Here is a 14,198-nt window from a genome sequence, read left to right as displayed (position 1 = left end):
TTATAATAGGCAAAAACAGGTAAAAGAAGCGTAGTCTATAGCTTGTAAATAGGCTTTAGATTCTGAGGAATCCCCACGAAATTACCAGTCTTCGCCATGAGCACTCACTACCTGGTTTAAGATGATTACTGCCGTTTTCAATTCTTTCAATTGAAACTTAAAACGCTGATCGTTGGCTACTCTCATATCAAGGTAGATAGTTGAGAGGACATGGCGATCTTTAATAGTATTGGCCTGATAATGCAGATGTCGGTTGCTATGCCGCGCAGTCATTCCCAGCAACCAGAGTACAAAGGTAGCAATCATGGCCACCAATAGCAGGATCTGCAATCGGTCGGCCGAGCGCGTAACATTGAGTTCGAAGCCAATACCGAAGCGCACGCTCTTCACATCCCGAAATGATTCCTCGATCTGCATGCGTGTGCGATAGAGCTTCACAATTTGCTTTGCCAGTGTTGAAGTGGCTGGCAGAAAGGTTGCCAGCAACCATGGTTCACGCTCGCGCTTTGCACATTGTTCGTTATGTTTTGAGCGTGCTCGCTCACCATGGTAAGTGATTTTGCTGCGACCCTTAGGTTTTCCTTTATAAAGCACAAAGTGGCAGCGAAATGGTGAACTACGTGCCAGCTCCATCTGCCCCCAGTCCCAAACTTACCATTTCATAATTGCTTCTTCGCTTCAGGTCGCCTCTTGAGTACTTTCGGGGCCACAATGACTTAATCACTTATACAATCTTTTTTATAGAATGCATTGGCACAGACTGAATCAGAAAATAGACATGATTCTTATCTTTTCCTACCTTCAAAAATTTGATCTCATAGCATCCTCTATCCCAGGACATACCTCCATTAGGACTTTATCGACTCCCTCATTACATACTGCTCGCCGATACTTTGCAGGAAAGATATTACAACAATACCGTAACATGATAGCGCTAATGGTTATACGTGCTCATGCACGTATTTACGCAGCAAGCTACGGGGAATTAAATCCAAAAAAGATTAAACGCAGCTCGTCATTCCTTATCGGAAAAGAAGGTTTCTGGGGGCCGCGCTATTTAGTAAGAGCTGGCGTACAAATTTGTACAGATTATTATTTTGATAGGTCTGAACATCATCCAAAAATCATCTGCTTCGGATAATTATAAAATTCAAAAGATGAAAATTTTTAAGGAACAAGCTATTTTGATGATTAGCTTTATATATTATTACTCTCATATTTAAAGCGCTATGTTATACTTTTACAATTATGCTTTTTAAGCATATGACGTGCTATGAATATTTTGGAAAGTAAAGCATAAGATAAACAACAGGCTGATCGGCTTCCAGTTAGAGTCGATTCTGGGTGGAAAATTCATTGGATGGAATTATTAAAAAATGGCAGATAGTAATGGTGAGATGAATAGTCGGCGTCGTTTTCTAGTGCTAACCACATCTGTAGCAGGTGGAATTGCTGCCGTAGCGGTGGCAACACCATTTATGTTATATATGATGCCTAGTGAGCGCGCTAAAGCAGCTGGGGCACCGGTAGAAGTCGATATTAGTAAGTTGGAGCCTGGTATGCTGCTGATGGTTGAGTGGCGGGGAAAGGTGGTTTGGGTGCTGAAACGCACGCAAGAGATGCTAGAGAGTTTGAAAAAATTAAATGATGTGCTGGCTGACCCAACATCGGAAAAAAATCAGCAACCACCTTATGCACAGAATGAGACGCGTTCTATTAAACCTGAAATTCTGGTGGTAGTAGGCGTGTGTACGCACCTTGGGTGTTCTCCGGTATTTAGGAAAGATATTGCTCCTGCTGATTTAGGACCTGATTGGTTAGGTGGTTTTTTCTGCCCATGCCATGGCTCAAAATTTGATTTGGCAGGGCGTGTTTATAAGAGTGTTCCCGCACCTACTAATCTGGAGGTGCCTCCTCATGTGTATTTGAGTGAAAATCGGCTTTTAATTGGCTCTGAAAGCAAGGAATCTGTATAAAATGAGTAAACAAGAAAATTCGTTTATGGGATGGATTGATGAGCGCTTCCCAATGACTGCTACTTGGAGAGCGCATCTTTCTGAATATTATGCTCCTAAAAATTTTAATTTCTGGTATTACTTTGGTTCGCTAGCAATGCTTGTGCTGGTCAACCAATTAATTACCGGTATTTTTCTTACTATGAGCTATAAGCCGGATGCTAGCCTTGCATTTGCATCAGTTGAATACATCATGCGGGACGTGAACTTTGGATGGTTAATTCGGTATATGCATTCCACGGGAGCTTCCATGTTTTTTGTGGTGGTATATCTGCATATGTTCCGAGGAATGATGTATGGCTCTTATCGCAAGCCTCGAGAGCTTTTGTGGCTGATAGGGATGGCGATATTTTTTGTGTTGATGAGTCTGGCGTTTACTGGATACATTTTACCTTGGGGGCAGATGTCTTATTGGGGTGCTCAGGTAATTGTAAGTATGTTTGGGGCGATTCCATATATTGGTGACACGTTATCAAACTGGATTCTGGGAGACTTCATGCTCTCAGATGCAGCGCTTAATCGTTTCTTTGCATATCATGTGGTGACTTTGCCACTATTGATAATTGTGCTGGTATTTGTTCATATCATCGCATTGCATGAAGTTGGATCCAATAATCCAGATGGGATTGAAATTAAAGCTAACAAAGATCCAAAAACAGGAATTCCAGTAGATGGAATACCATTTCATCCTTACTACTCTGTAAAGGATATAGTCGGGATTGTTGCATTTCTAATTGTGTTCTCCGTCATTATATTTTTTATTCCTGAGATGGGTGGGTATTTTCTTGAGCATAATAATTTTATCCCTGCAAATACGCTACAAACACCCGATCATATTGCTCCTGTGTGGTATTTCACCCCTTATTATTCAATGCTTAGGGCAGTCACAGTTAATTTTCTCGGAGTAGATGCGAAACTGTGGGGGGTTATCTTAATGGCGGGTTCAGTAATCATTTTTTGTTTCTTACCTTGGTTGGATCGTAGTCCGGTAAAATCAATACGTTATAAAGGGCCAATCTTTAAGTTCGCGCTGGCACTTTTTGTAATAAGCTTTCTTGTATTAGGTTGGCTTGGCACAAAAGCACCAACACCTTTATACACGTTATTAGCACAAATTTTTACGGTTATTTATTTTGCATTTTTTATTCTGATGCCATTGTATAGCAAGATAGATAAAACAAAACCAGAACCCAAAAGAGTGACAAAATGAGATTAATTAAATTCCTGCTTTTTTTTATCAGTTTGGCTCCGACTTTTGTTTTCGCATCCACAGACATAAAACTTGATAAGGCCCCGATTGATACTTCTGACGACGCCTCATTACAGCGTGGTGCGCAAAGCTTTGTCAATTATTGCTTGACATGCCATGGAGCAAGCTATATGCGTTATAATCGACATCAAGATATTGGACTAAGTAACCAGGAAATTAGCGAGCGTCTTATTCTTACAGGGCAAAAAGTTGGTGATGTAATGTTTACTTCAATGAAGAAGAGTGAAGCTGAAGAATGGTTTGGTGTCGCTCCGCCTGATCTATCTGTAATTGCGCGCTCTCGTGGCGCGGATTGGCTATATACTTATCTTAGATCTTTTTATAGAGATGAATCATCTTCTAGCGGCTGGAATAATTTAATTTTTGATAAAGTTGCAATGCCGCATGTTCTCTACCAATTGCAGGGTCTACAGACACTTAATGTCAAATCACAAGATGGCTTAGAAGTTAAAGAGTTGAATCTGAGCGTGCCTGGATTACTTTCCAAAGAGGAATATGATAACTTTGCCGCAGATCTGGTAAACTACATAGTCTATTTGGGTGAGCCTCATGCGAATTATCGTAAGAAACTGGGAGCTTTCGTCCTTATCTTTTTATTAGGTATGCTTGGATTGACTTATTTACTAAAACGTGAATATTGGAGAGACGTGCATTAATAAATTATTGAATAAAAATATAATGAAGATGTATAAGTCATTATGATGACGTTGTATTCGACTGCAACATGTCCTTTTAGCCACCGATGTCGCATTGTGTTGCATGAAAAGGACATGGATTTTCAGATCATTGATGTTGACCCTCACAATAAACCAGAAGATCTGGCTGTGATAAGTCCGTATGGTCGCGTACCAATCTTGATTGAACGTGATCTTGTGCTCTATGAATCTAATATTATCAATGAATACGTTGATGATCGTTTTCCTCATCCACAATTAATGCCAGCAGAACCAGTAATGCGTGCTCGCGCAAGATTGTTATTACATCGATTTGAACAAGAGTTATTCTGTCACATTGAAGCTGTCGAGCAGAATGATCAAAAGATAGCTGACAAAATGCGAGTAGCCATTGCTGAGAGTCTGACAATGATTGCACCAATCTTTGATAAGCAAAAATATATGTTGGGTGATGAATATTCTATGCTAGATGTCGCTATAGCGCCCTTACTCTGGAGATTGGACCATTATGGAATCAGTCTGCCAAAACAGGCTACGCCATTATTAAAATATTCTGAGCGATTATTTAGTAGACCATTATTTATCGATGCTTTGACTCCTTCAGAGAAATTAATGCGTAAATGAAATATCCTACGACCAAGCCATATTTAATACGGGCCATTTATGAGTGGTGTGTCGATAATAACTTGACCGCTTATATTTCTGTTGAAATTGATCAAAACACATCTGTCCCTGAGGCATATGTAAAAGATGGTGAAATTACTTTGAATATTAGCCCTATAGCTGCACGTGACTTATTAATTGACAATGATTCTGTTCAGTTTACTGCACGTTTTAGTGGTATATCAAGGAAGATATTTGTCCCAACTAGTGCAGTGAAAGCGATATTTGCGAAAGAAATTAATCGTGGCTTATTCTTTACGCCTGATACTGAACAAAAAATGCTTCATACTTGTGAGAAGGAAGATACACAACAATTGGAATCTTTGCCGGATAATTACCCGGCCTCTAACAATGAACGTGAGCGAGCTCACTTAAAGATTGTTAGGTAAAAAAATAGGTTAACTTGCTATAACTTAAAGTTTATAATTTAAAATTTTTTCTTACTAATTATCTATTTCCGTGCCGGCATAGCTCAGATGGTAGAGCAGCTGATTTGTAATCAGAAGGTCCCGAGTTCGATTCTTGGTGTCGGCACCAATAAAATTAAGGGTTTAGCAGAAATGTTAAACCCTTTTCTTTTTTTTGGGGCTACGCTGGGTTACGCACCCCAAAAAGAAAAATGACTTTATTGGAAAAATTATTATGGAAAACATCACAGCCATGCACCAATAAATCATCAAGAAATCTATCGCTCACGCTTAAGTAAAGCGCTGCCGCTTAGCTTTGCGTTAGGCTATTTTTTAGCTTTCCATAGCATTGCAAGAAATCTAATAACAAGTGTCAGTGAACCCATTCGAAGACTTAATTAGTCGCCCCTGAATAATCACTCAACATGCTGATAATAAGACAGGAAATAAGAGAATGAGCAAACCAATTCGACCGGGAATGGTAAAATAGTAGCTGTTTTCTGGTTGAATTGATTAAAAACATGCTCACCAAGACCCCTGAACTTCATCAAGCTAATTTATTTGAAGCAGATCTACTTCTACAACTTGATCCTGCGGATCCTCTGCTTCAATTATCAGCAGCGATTCCATGGCATCAATTTGAAGAAAGCTTTGCTATTCATTACACAGAGGCAACAGGGGCGCCGAGTAAGCCGATTCGCCTGATGGTGGGACTGTTGTTGCTCAAGCAACTGGAGAATCTGAGTGATGAAGCAGTAGTGTTGCAATGGAAGCGTAATCCTTACTACCAGGCATTTTGTGGCATGAAAATGTTTCAACGCGGGCTACCCTGCCACAGCACAGAGCTTGTTCACTTTCGCAAGCGTATTGGTAAGGAGGGGTTTGAAAAGATATTTCAGATGAGTATTCAGTTGCACGGTCAGTTAGCGCTGGAAGATACCGTCAATATCGATACTACCGTCCAGGAAAAAGCGGTGACCTATCCCACAGACAGTAAGCTTGCTATCCGCATCATCAATCGTTTAAACAAGCTATCCAAATTTCATGACATTTTGCAAAGGCGTACCTATGTCAAGGAAGTAAAGCAACTGCGTTTGGCTAGCCGGCACTTTCGACACGCCAAGAGGAGAGCTCAAGCCCGACGAGCGCTAAAGCGACTCAGAACCATCGCTCACAAATTGATCCGGGAGCTTCGCAGAAAATTACCCCAGCATGGTCTGTTTGAACGCTATCAAGCAGATTTCCTGTGGTATGAACAGATATGGCAACAGCAACCCAAAGACAAGAATAAAATCTACTCCTTGCACGAGCCGCAAGTGTACTGCATAGCTAAAGGTAAGGAGCACAAACCTTACGAATATGGCGCAAAGGCGTCAATTGCTTCGACTGCACAAAGCAACCTGATTGTGGGGGTGATCAGTCATGAGCGCAATCTGCATGATCATCATACCTTACCAGAAATACTAAAGCATGTTGAAATATCGCGTGGCAAAGCAGTCAAACAGGCGGTATGTGACCGAGGCTACCGTGGCAGAAGTGAAGTCAGTGGAACCCGAATCATCTTACCTGGAAAGGCACTAAAGAAGGATAGCCGAAACCAGAAAGACAAGAAGCGCAAACAATGCAAAAGGCGTGCGGCTATTGAACCTATTATCGGGCATTTGAAATCAGATTTCAGATTGTCACGCAATTATCTCAAGGGCGTAATGGGTGATCATATTAATCTACTGATGGCAGCTTGCGCCTGGAATCTGAATCAATGGCTATTGGCCATTTTTTGGCTGCTTTTTCCATCGTTACTGGAACGAAACAACCAACTTATCAGCCGTTAATAGAGCTGTAAGCCTTGTATCCTCGCTCAGAAAGTGCAGGCTTCGTGCCAGGAAATTTAAATTGATGTCCTAAAAATTGCTTTTTTCAGGGGCGACTAATTAAATTTAACGTGAGTTCGACATAAGAATCATCACATCACGATTGGAAGAGCTTGAGGGAGTCTGATATTAAGCGAGAGTTTCTTCTCGCGAAAGGTGTAAGCCACCAGCCCAGCTATCAGATTAACAAAGAAGTTAAATGAGCTGCGATGACGGGAATGCTCGATTTTTTCGCTACATACGCTTTAAAACGGCGGCCTTGCCTGGCAAGGATGACCGGAAATGAATCAATCAACCAAACCTGCCCGGGATCCCTGGTTTCCTGTTCTTGCTGAATCAGTGCTAATTCCATTTGTACTTCATAAGTGAAATAATAGAAGCAACTTATGAAAGGAAGTATGGTGATGGCACGATCGGCAAGTGGTAAAGAAATTTTGGACCAAGCAAAGGCATTACTAATTAATGCCCGACCAATAGAAGAATCAAAGCAAGCACAGGCTGTAGTGCTACCTTTGGAACTTGGCTTATCAATAGAGCAGACAACTACCGCAATAGGTGTTTCAATAGGCTGGGCGTGCCAGTTTCGAAGGCGTTTCATCCGAATAGCGGCACACATGACACGACCAAGCCTACCCATGGTGGGCGACGGCGCGAGAATCTTTCCCGTTAGAGGAAGTTACCTTTCTGACGCCTTTTATCGAAAAAGCAGCGGCTGGAGGTGTTCTGATTGTAAGCGAAATCAAGCAGGCATTAGATGCACGCTTAAAACACAAGACATCGCCCGCAGCCACCTACTACTACCTACTGCACCGTCATGGTTGGCGCAAATTAACCCCTGACAAGCGCCATCCCGGAGCTGACGCACTCGCTCAGGACGAGTGGAAAAAAACTGCGCGCTACTCTCATCGAAATCGATCAGGAGTGGCATGCAGAAGGGATACTTCGTCTGATGTTTCAGGATGAAGCTCGCTTCGGGCGTGTTTACGATACACGCCGAGGTTGGTGTCCCAAACCTATACGACCACTATGCCAGGCAATGATCACCCGGGAATATGTCTATGCTTATGCTGCTGTCTCTATTGCTTCCAGGTTAATAGCCATTGCAGGCAGCTTGATGTGGTTCCCTGTAACTGGACAACCTGAAAGAAAGTTCAGCTCTGATATGTATAGTTAAACAGGTTCAGGCAACCCGATCAATTCTTGGATCACTATAGTAGATTTCATCAGGCGTAAGACGGTCAAGGCTTTGATGAAATCGTTCTTGATTGTACCATTCAAACCATGTGGATAAATTCTGCTTTATCTCCTTCAGATTATTGAATTCTCTGGTATATAAAAGCTCATACTTAACTGTCCGCCAAAGTCGTTCAACAAAAATGTTGTCATAGTAGCACCCCTTGCCATCCATGCTGATCTGAATATGATGATCTTTTAGTATGGAGGTAAATGCTTCGCTGGTAAACTGTACGCCCTGGTCGGTATTCATGATCTGTGGACAGCCATAATCCTGGATGGCTGCCTCCAGCGCCTGAGTACAAAAGTCAGTATCCAAGGTATTGGACAAGCGCCAGCTCAACACCTTACGCGAATGCCAGTCGATGATGGCAACCAGATAGCCAAAGCCTTTCTCCATGGGGACATAGGTTATGTCGGCAGCCCAAACCTGATTGGGTTTATTAATGACAAGTTCTCTAAGCAGATAAGGATAGACCTTATGCTGTTTGCTTGAGATGCTGGTCCTGGGTTTTGGAGCTATGCTGACAATACCGAGTGTCTTCATTAAGGAAGAGGCTTTCTTGCGCCCTAACATGATTCCCTGGCGCTGAAACCAGGTAGCATAACTGCGTGAGCCATATTGTGGCGTCTTTAAGTACTGTTCATCCATCATGCGCAGCAGAACCAGATCAGCATTACTGATTGGTTGCGGTTGATAATAATAAGTTGAGCGCGCCAGATCCAGCAGCTGACATTGACGAGTTTGACTAAGTTTGCCATGGGGCTCAATCATCTCTTTGCGTTCTACAAGACTTAATGATTGAGCTTTCTTGCTAAAAAATCGCGTTCTACCGCCAATTGACCAATAACCCGGTGCAGGTCATCTGTTGTAGGCTGCTCCTTATTGGCGGCAGTATTATTTTTACAAAACAGCTCGGCAGCTTGCTCAATGAGTTGCCGTTTCCAGCTATTGATCTGCGTGGGATGTACATTATAACGCGCTGCTAATTGGGGGACAGTTTCATCACCACGTATCGCTGCCAGCGCTAGTTTTGCTTTGAATTCGCTCGAATATTGTATGCGCTTTTTACTCATTGTTATTAAGCTCCTTTTTAATTCTGCCAGAGCTTAACAACCTGTACAGTTTTTGGGTACCACTTCAAAGTTTACGGGCTCCCTCAATCGGTACATCTAATTGTGTTCAAAAACAAATCTACGATGACGGTTTTTACCGATATAAGTGGCAAGAAGTTTGCTAATGAATACTCATAAGACAAAATAACCAAAGCTAGAAAGAACGAAAAAGTTTGTGTCTTCCACAATTATTATGAACTTAATTAATATGAATTATCGACGTACCTCAATTTAGGCTGAATTTATATTTATTTTGCTAGCTTGCTTGATCCACAAGGACTGATAAGAGTGTGAATTTTCAGTTAGCGGGCAGTTATGAAGCCGAAATTATGATCGATCTTCACTAAGCGGTGTATCAGTTTGTATTTAGCGCATTTTATCAATTTACATCAGGTAGTGATGCTAATGGTTATTTGCAATTATATGCAGAGAATAATGGAAGAAATCATCTTCTGTTTGACTTATTAAAAATTGAATGGATCACTAATAATACATGCTACCCATAGGGATGTCATGACAAAAATAAATATTGAAAGTGTAGTAAGTAAGCTCTACTAAGTCATTAATAGAAAGGCAATCTTGAAGTTACATTAATAAGCTAAACGTAATTATAAAGTGATAATCAAGAAGATAAATTTTAAATTTAATGTGCAGAAAGTGCTTGGCAATATGGCAGAAACGATTAGGAATCTTATTTTATTGAAAAACTCAATAAGAGGGTTTTAATAATAATGGAAGATAGTGATGTGCTAATTAGTTATGTCAAATAATAGGGGTAGTTTTTTTGCTTTTATATCTACTGCAAAAATATTGCGTTATTTTATTTTTATTCCAATCCATACGATGAAAGTAGAGAAAATTTCAAGCTTCACCTTATCCCTACTGATAATTGAATAGGGCGAATTTTTTAGTTTAATATCCAATGTATCCAACACCTGGAATCATAAACAAAGAACAATTCATAGTTGAATTTACGCCACTAGTGAAACGTATAGCGCACCATATGATGGTTAAGTTGCCTCCTAGTGTGGAAGTAGATGATTTAATACAGGCTGGCATGATTGGCTTGCTAGATGCTATAAACCGTTACGAAGGATCGTATGGGCGCCAATTCGAAAGTTATGCAGCGCAGCGTATTCGTGGATCAATATTAGACGAACTGCGTGAATCTGACTGGCTACCTCGTAGCCTCCGTAAGAAGATGCGCCAAATTGAAGTAACAATGAGAGCGCTGGAGCAGCGTTTGGGTTGTCCTCCAAGTGAGCAGGAGTTGGCAACTGAATTAAATATGACTCTTGATGAATATCACGAAGTTTTACAGGAAGTGCGAGGGGTTCAGCTGATTTATTATGAAGATTTTCAGGAGGAAGATGAAGATCATTTCCTGGATCGATTATGTTCTGACTCTGAGAATGAGCCACTGGAAATTTTATTAGATAAAAAATTGCGGCAGTCACTGGTTGCAGCAATTGAAAATTTGCCGCCAAAAGAAAAAATAGTAATGGGTATGCATTATGAGCAGGAGATGAATTTGCGGGAAATTGGAGAGGTACTTGGAGTCAGCGAATCACGGATATGTCAAATACATACTCAAGCAATAGCACGCCTCCGTTTACGTCTGAGAAGCCTATAAATATATTGAGCTGATCAGGCAACCTTGAAGTTGCTGAGCAATATATTGCCGTATGACGAAAGCAACAACCGCGGCTTATTTAAAAATTCACCTAATTTTTGATTCAACGAACATCCGATATTTATTTCCTACCCGCCGAGAGATTGGTGTCAGTTAAAGAAAGCTTTATATTCAATCGCTCTAGCACTGAGATCAACACCTTTTATAACTCATTGCTGATAAAATTTACAATAACTTGTTTTCCAAGAACTTTCTGTTTAGCCATTTTCAGCATTCTGAGTCTGATTTAAGGAGCGCTATCCCGAGAAGCCTCCATGCTGAGAAAAAACAATATACTCCGCGCGGCCACAGATGCGGAAAATAGAAATGCGAAAAACTCTTATAATTTAAGGCCTTCAATACCTTTAAAATCCGCAATTGTTACCGCGCTGAGTATAGATTGTGTCTAATTTAAGCAATAAAGATGTAAAAAAGTCCCTAATTCTACTAGAAATTGATGAATTGCATTTATTATTTTACTAGGGTCTGTTGACGTTTTAAGATAAGTATTTCATTGATAGAAACAAACTCGTAATATTGGAGTTCCCGTACCACCAACAAAACGAGTTTGCGATGCCCCGAATGATGCTCAATGATGAGTACTGGTCGAAGCTGGAGAAGATTCTGCTTCAAGAATCGATTGATAACAAGCGCAATCTGCGCATGACAGTAGAAGGCATACTGTATCGAATGCGGGTTGGCTGTCCATGGCGCGATCTGCCCAGGGTGTTCGGCTGCAGGAATTCTATCTATAAAAGATTCAATGCATGGTCATTGAGCAGGAAATGGCTCAATATTTTCAAAGCATTGGCTGTTGATCCCGATTGGGAATGGAGATTTATGGATGGCAGTTATGTTAAAGCGCATCAACATAGTGCGGGAGCAGCGAGTCAAGAATCGCAGGCTATCGGGAAAAGCCGTGCAGGCAATACCACCAGGATCCATTTAGCGGTCGATGGGTATGGTTTGCCAGTTGAGTTTGAAATTACCGGTGGAGAAGTCAATGACTGTTCTGCCGCACCTGATTTGATTGCCAGGTTGCCTGACGCAAAAACAATCGTTGCGGACAAGGGCTATGACAGCGAATGGTTACGGGAACAGATAACGAAGAAGGGAGCTCAGGCTGTGATACCGGGAAAGCGCAACTCGTCGAAGGGTAATGCAGATATGGATTGGGGTTTATATCAATATCGGCATTTGGTGGAGAATGCTTTTGCCAGGCTAAAACAGTATCGGGCAATAGCAACGCGATACGACAAACTGAAGCGAAATTACGAGAGTATGGTAGCCATAGCGTGTGGATATCTGTGGCTACCTATGTGAAATTTCAAAAGACCCTAATGAAAAAGAAATAAAATTATTATCAAGATTCAAACTATTATAAGTACACTAGGCGACTCTCTGAAATAACTTATAACTTGAAACTCTAAAATTACAAGTATTTATACAGATTACAAGTATTTATACAGTTTACATCAATAATGATTCGGATTTTTTGTTGTAACATTAACAGAACGGATATTTTGCTTTGGTTTACAATTCCTAATCTTTTGTCTATCGTTCTGGTTTTTTAAGAAATTTATTCATTTGTTTCAATTAATGTGCATTACTTTTAGAATTTTGATACCACATAAAGAAGAAAGAGCTTATTTTCTGATAACAATATTAAAATCAAAACTACCTGACAAATAAAAAACGCTGTTATATACTGTTATAGTATGAAGCGCTCGTTTATGTTATAAATAACAAGTTCGTTTCCGAGTGTAATAAATTCATTGCAACAGTTAGTTTCTAATAGAAACGATTTGCTATCATTAAATTCAATAAGAGGAAGGTATCAAAAATGAATAAATTTATTATTTCTGCTTTCATTTCTGCATTGATATTGGGTTCTACCTCTGTCTTTGCTAGTGGAAATGTGGAATCTGCAGTAACGCCTATTAGAGCGCAGGATCTATTGAACATCATGTCTTGCAAAGATAAAAAAGCAGAAGACCAAATTAAAGACCGTATAGATGGAACGAAAATTTCATGCGGTGAGGTAACGAAAAAAAATGAAAGTGCGGTAAATGCTAATGCTAAGTTATTTAAATGAGCAGTACGCTATAATTAAATGAATTTAAATATAGTTAATAGGTTTCTGCTGTAAATATCATTTGTATGGCTGTTTTGAGGCGAGCAGTGAAGACTGTAGTTAAGCTATATTAAGGATGTTATAGAGAAAAGATAATAAGCTATTCTTTTTAATTGAATCGCTAAGGCTAATCTCAAGTGGAAGGGTATGAATCTTTCTTGTTGAAGAAGTGACTCATATTCCTTCCATGTTTCTATTCATGTAAATTTATTCGCTGTAAATTTAATTGCTATTTCAATAGTAATTAACCGTGCTACTGTAAAATCAATTTTTACGACAGCAATTTAAGTTTCCTGAAGCTAAGCTTTTCTTACCTGGGCTGAGAACGAGATGAGCAACTCTATTAGCAGATGGGATGCTATTTGGGCTGTTACATTTCAGTCATTGCTTACTTCAGAACTCTTAGGCATCTCTGAAAATTCAGAGTTTTTTAAAAATACGAGGTGAGAACAAAAAGGCTGATGCAGCATATGAGATTGGTATGTAAGAAAGCCTTTCTTATTCTGGGAAAAATATTGTCGTAGTAAACCATTGCTGTTTCCATTCAATTCTCGCTTCAATGAAGGGTAAGAAGTGCAAGGTTAATGGCTGCTTCCAGTTCTGAGGTGATTGTTTCAAATTATGCAGATTTCTTGCCACTACCAAATATTATAGTGTGATCCTTGTGCTGCTAGGGAAGTAATAGATAGTTGATCCTTTCTGTTGCTTCTTCGGCATGTTTGGCTGGTAGTCGGGCTGGTGCCTGTTCAGGTCGCATATCCTGCTGAATCATTCTGTCCACTTTATTCCATTTCCAAATCAAACATGACGCGAAGGCAAATCGCAGATAGTATAAATAATACGGCAAAAGAAGCCGACAAAGTAAATCTTGATTTAGAAATGGAATTATCCCGATCTTCTCGGCCAAATCCCCTTGCTTTGGCTTTCTGCCTCACTCGTTTATATCGTAATTCCTGCGCCTGCTTCGAATGCCAGCCGCATTGCCGTTCATTAAGCCTGAGTTCGCGTGAGAACGCAGACTTATTCCTGCCAACTTCATTCGCTATCTTTCTTTGCTTAAAGCCTGCTTTTCGTAACCCGTAGAATTGATAGCGTTGCTCTCGGGTGAATTTCTGACAATGCTTCATCTATGCCTCTTTTATT

Annotated in this window: 16 protein-coding genes, 1 tRNA gene and 1 pseudogene; 12 read left to right on the top strand and 6 right to left on the bottom strand. The window is 40.4% G+C overall.

Annotation, left to right across the window (positions count from 1 at the left end):
• Positions 1–81: 81 nt before the first annotated feature.
• Positions 82–633: a transposase gene (locus tag AAW31_RS05470; RefSeq protein WP_052752101.1), complete on the bottom strand. Its 552-nt coding sequence runs from the start codon at positions 631–633 to the stop codon at positions 82–84.
• Positions 634–1,376: 743 nt separating this feature from the next.
• On the opposite strand from AAW31_RS05470, the gene petA reads away from it, so the two are divergent.
• The 7 genes from petA (at position 1,377) to AAW31_RS05430 (ending at position 6,861) form a co-directional block, all read left to right on the top strand.
• Positions 1,377–1,976: a ubiquinol-cytochrome c reductase iron-sulfur subunit gene (gene petA / locus AAW31_RS05460; protein ID WP_046849461.1), complete on the top strand. Its 600-nt coding sequence runs from the start codon at positions 1,377–1,379 to the stop codon at positions 1,974–1,976.
• 1 nt (position 1,977) lies between these two features.
• The gene (locus AAW31_RS05455) at positions 1,978–3,225 is read left to right on the top strand and encodes a cytochrome b (protein WP_046849460.1); all 1,248 of its coding nucleotides are present in this window, start codon (positions 1,978–1,980) and stop codon (positions 3,223–3,225) included.
• Positions 3,222–3,941, top strand: coding sequence for a cytochrome c1 (locus tag AAW31_RS05450; RefSeq protein WP_046849459.1), 720 nt, complete (start codon positions 3,222–3,224; stop codon positions 3,939–3,941). Before AAW31_RS05455 ends, AAW31_RS05450 begins: the two co-directional genes overlap by 4 nt.
• A 42-nt stretch (positions 3,942–3,983) precedes the next feature.
• On the top strand, positions 3,984–4,583 hold the full coding sequence (locus AAW31_RS05445) for a glutathione S-transferase N-terminal domain-containing protein (protein ID WP_046849458.1): 600 nt from the start codon (positions 3,984–3,986) through the stop codon (positions 4,581–4,583).
• Positions 4,580–5,011 carry a ClpXP protease specificity-enhancing factor gene (locus AAW31_RS05440; protein WP_046849457.1) on the top strand — a complete coding sequence of 144 codons (432 nt, stop codon included), beginning with the start codon at positions 4,580–4,582 and terminating at the stop codon, positions 5,009–5,011. Before AAW31_RS05445 ends, AAW31_RS05440 begins: the two co-directional genes overlap by 4 nt.
• 72 nt (positions 5,012–5,083) lie before the next feature.
• Positions 5,084–5,159 (top strand) — tRNA-Thr (locus AAW31_RS05435).
• A 391-nt stretch (positions 5,160–5,550) separates the two neighbouring features.
• Complete coding sequence (locus AAW31_RS05430) at positions 5,551–6,861, top strand: IS5 family transposase (RefSeq protein ID WP_046849456.1); 1,311 nt, start codon at positions 5,551–5,553, stop codon at positions 6,859–6,861.
• Positions 6,862–6,992: 131 nt separating this feature from the next.
• Here the strand turns inward: AAW31_RS05430 and AAW31_RS23865 are convergent.
• Both AAW31_RS23865 and AAW31_RS05425 read right to left on the bottom strand, forming a co-directional pair.
• A pseudogene (locus AAW31_RS23865) lies at positions 6,993–7,130 on the bottom strand (IS982 family transposase); the annotation flags it as partial.
• Entirely contained in the window at positions 7,079–7,537 is a 459-nt protein-coding gene (locus AAW31_RS05425; protein WP_046849455.1) for a hypothetical protein, read from the bottom strand. The pseudogene AAW31_RS23865 and the gene AAW31_RS05425, both read right to left, overlap by 52 nt.
• 47 nt (positions 7,538–7,584) lie before the next feature.
• On the opposite strand from AAW31_RS05425, the gene AAW31_RS23435 reads away from it, so the two are divergent.
• Positions 7,585–7,863, top strand: a complete 279-nt coding sequence (locus AAW31_RS23435) for a helix-turn-helix domain-containing protein (RefSeq protein ID WP_082110546.1) — start codon at positions 7,585–7,587, stop codon at positions 7,861–7,863.
• A complete protein-coding gene (locus AAW31_RS21810) occupies positions 7,850–8,074 on the top strand; it encodes a hypothetical protein (RefSeq protein WP_046849454.1) in 225 nt (74 codons plus the stop codon). The genes AAW31_RS23435 and AAW31_RS21810 overlap by 14 nt, the downstream gene beginning before the upstream one ends.
• Before the next feature lie 6 nt (positions 8,075–8,080).
• On the opposite strand, the gene AAW31_RS05415 is transcribed toward AAW31_RS21810, so the two are convergent.
• Both AAW31_RS05415 and AAW31_RS23430 read right to left on the bottom strand, forming a co-directional pair.
• The gene (locus AAW31_RS05415; protein ID WP_046848692.1) at positions 8,081–8,908 is read right to left on the bottom strand and encodes an IS3 family transposase; all 828 of its coding nucleotides are present in this window, start codon (positions 8,906–8,908) and stop codon (positions 8,081–8,083) included.
• A 20-nt stretch (positions 8,909–8,928) separates the two neighbouring features.
• Positions 8,929–9,210: an IS3 family transposase gene (locus AAW31_RS23430; RefSeq protein WP_036503716.1), complete on the bottom strand. Its 282-nt coding sequence runs from the start codon at positions 9,208–9,210 to the stop codon at positions 8,929–8,931.
• 961 nt (positions 9,211–10,171) lie between these two features.
• On the opposite strand from AAW31_RS23430, the gene AAW31_RS05405 reads away from it, so the two are divergent.
• The 3 genes from AAW31_RS05405 to AAW31_RS05395 all read left to right on the top strand — a co-directional run bounded on the left by AAW31_RS05405 (position 10,172) and on the right by AAW31_RS05395 (position 13,016).
• Positions 10,172–10,882 (top strand): RNA polymerase sigma factor FliA, encoded by a 711-nt coding sequence (locus AAW31_RS05405; protein WP_046849453.1) that lies wholly within the window; start codon positions 10,172–10,174, stop codon positions 10,880–10,882.
• A 612-nt stretch (positions 10,883–11,494) separates the two neighbouring features.
• Positions 11,495–12,244, top strand: coding sequence for an IS5 family transposase (locus AAW31_RS05400; RefSeq protein WP_082110346.1), 750 nt, complete (start codon positions 11,495–11,497; stop codon positions 12,242–12,244).
• A 520-nt stretch (positions 12,245–12,764) separates the two neighbouring features.
• Positions 12,765–13,016, top strand: a complete 252-nt coding sequence (locus AAW31_RS05395) for a hypothetical protein (protein ID WP_046849452.1) — start codon at positions 12,765–12,767, stop codon at positions 13,014–13,016.
• An 821-nt stretch (positions 13,017–13,837) separates the two neighbouring features.
• Here the strand turns inward: AAW31_RS05395 and AAW31_RS05390 are convergent.
• A complete protein-coding gene (locus AAW31_RS05390) occupies positions 13,838–14,182 on the bottom strand; it encodes a helix-turn-helix domain containing protein (protein WP_046849451.1) in 345 nt (114 codons plus the stop codon).
• Positions 14,183–14,198 lie beyond the last annotated feature (16 nt).

This window comes from Nitrosomonas communis (genome assembly GCF_001007935.1).
GTDB classification, from domain to species: domain Bacteria; phylum Pseudomonadota; class Gammaproteobacteria; order Burkholderiales; family Nitrosomonadaceae; genus Nitrosomonas; species Nitrosomonas communis.
Note: the sequence above shows the minus strand (reverse complement) of the source record. Positions and strands in the feature narration are given on the sequence as shown.

Bases quoted from the DNA above. Each gene is read 5' to 3' on its own strand.
- AAW31_RS05470 (WP_052752101.1), bottom strand. From the start codon at position 633: ATGGAGCTGGCACGTAGTTCACCATTTCGCTGCCACTTTGTGCTTTAT.
- petA (WP_046849461.1), top strand. From the start codon at position 1,377: ATGGCAGATAGTAATGGTGAGATGAATAGTCGGCGTCGTTTTCTAGTG.
- AAW31_RS05455 (WP_046849460.1), top strand. From the start codon at position 1,978: ATGAGTAAACAAGAAAATTCGTTTATGGGATGGATTGATGAGCGCTTC.
- AAW31_RS05450 (WP_046849459.1), top strand. From the start codon at position 3,222: ATGAGATTAATTAAATTCCTGCTTTTTTTTATCAGTTTGGCTCCGACT.
- AAW31_RS05445 (WP_046849458.1), top strand. From the start codon at position 3,984: ATGATGACGTTGTATTCGACTGCAACATGTCCTTTTAGCCACCGATGT.
- AAW31_RS05440 (WP_046849457.1), top strand. From the start codon at position 4,580: ATGAAATATCCTACGACCAAGCCATATTTAATACGGGCCATTTATGAG.
- AAW31_RS05430 (WP_046849456.1), top strand. From the start codon at position 5,551: ATGCTCACCAAGACCCCTGAACTTCATCAAGCTAATTTATTTGAAGCA.
- AAW31_RS05425 (WP_046849455.1), bottom strand. From the start codon at position 7,537: ATGGGTAGGCTTGGTCGTGTCATGTGTGCCGCTATTCGGATGAAACGC.
- AAW31_RS21810 (WP_046849454.1), top strand. From the start codon at position 7,850: ATGTTTCAGGATGAAGCTCGCTTCGGGCGTGTTTACGATACACGCCGA.
- AAW31_RS05415 (WP_046848692.1), bottom strand. From the start codon at position 8,908: ATGATTGAGCCCCATGGCAAACTTAGTCAAACTCGTCAATGTCAGCTG.
- AAW31_RS23430 (WP_036503716.1), bottom strand. From the start codon at position 9,210: ATGAGTAAAAAGCGCATACAATATTCGAGCGAATTCAAAGCAAAACTA.
- AAW31_RS05405 (WP_046849453.1), top strand. From the start codon at position 10,172: ATGTATCCAACACCTGGAATCATAAACAAAGAACAATTCATAGTTGAA.
- AAW31_RS05400 (WP_082110346.1), top strand. From the start codon at position 11,495: ATGCCCCGAATGATGCTCAATGATGAGTACTGGTCGAAGCTGGAGAAG.
- AAW31_RS05395 (WP_046849452.1), top strand. From the start codon at position 12,765: ATGAATAAATTTATTATTTCTGCTTTCATTTCTGCATTGATATTGGGT.
- AAW31_RS05390 (WP_046849451.1), bottom strand. From the start codon at position 14,182: ATGAAGCATTGTCAGAAATTCACCCGAGAGCAACGCTATCAATTCTAC.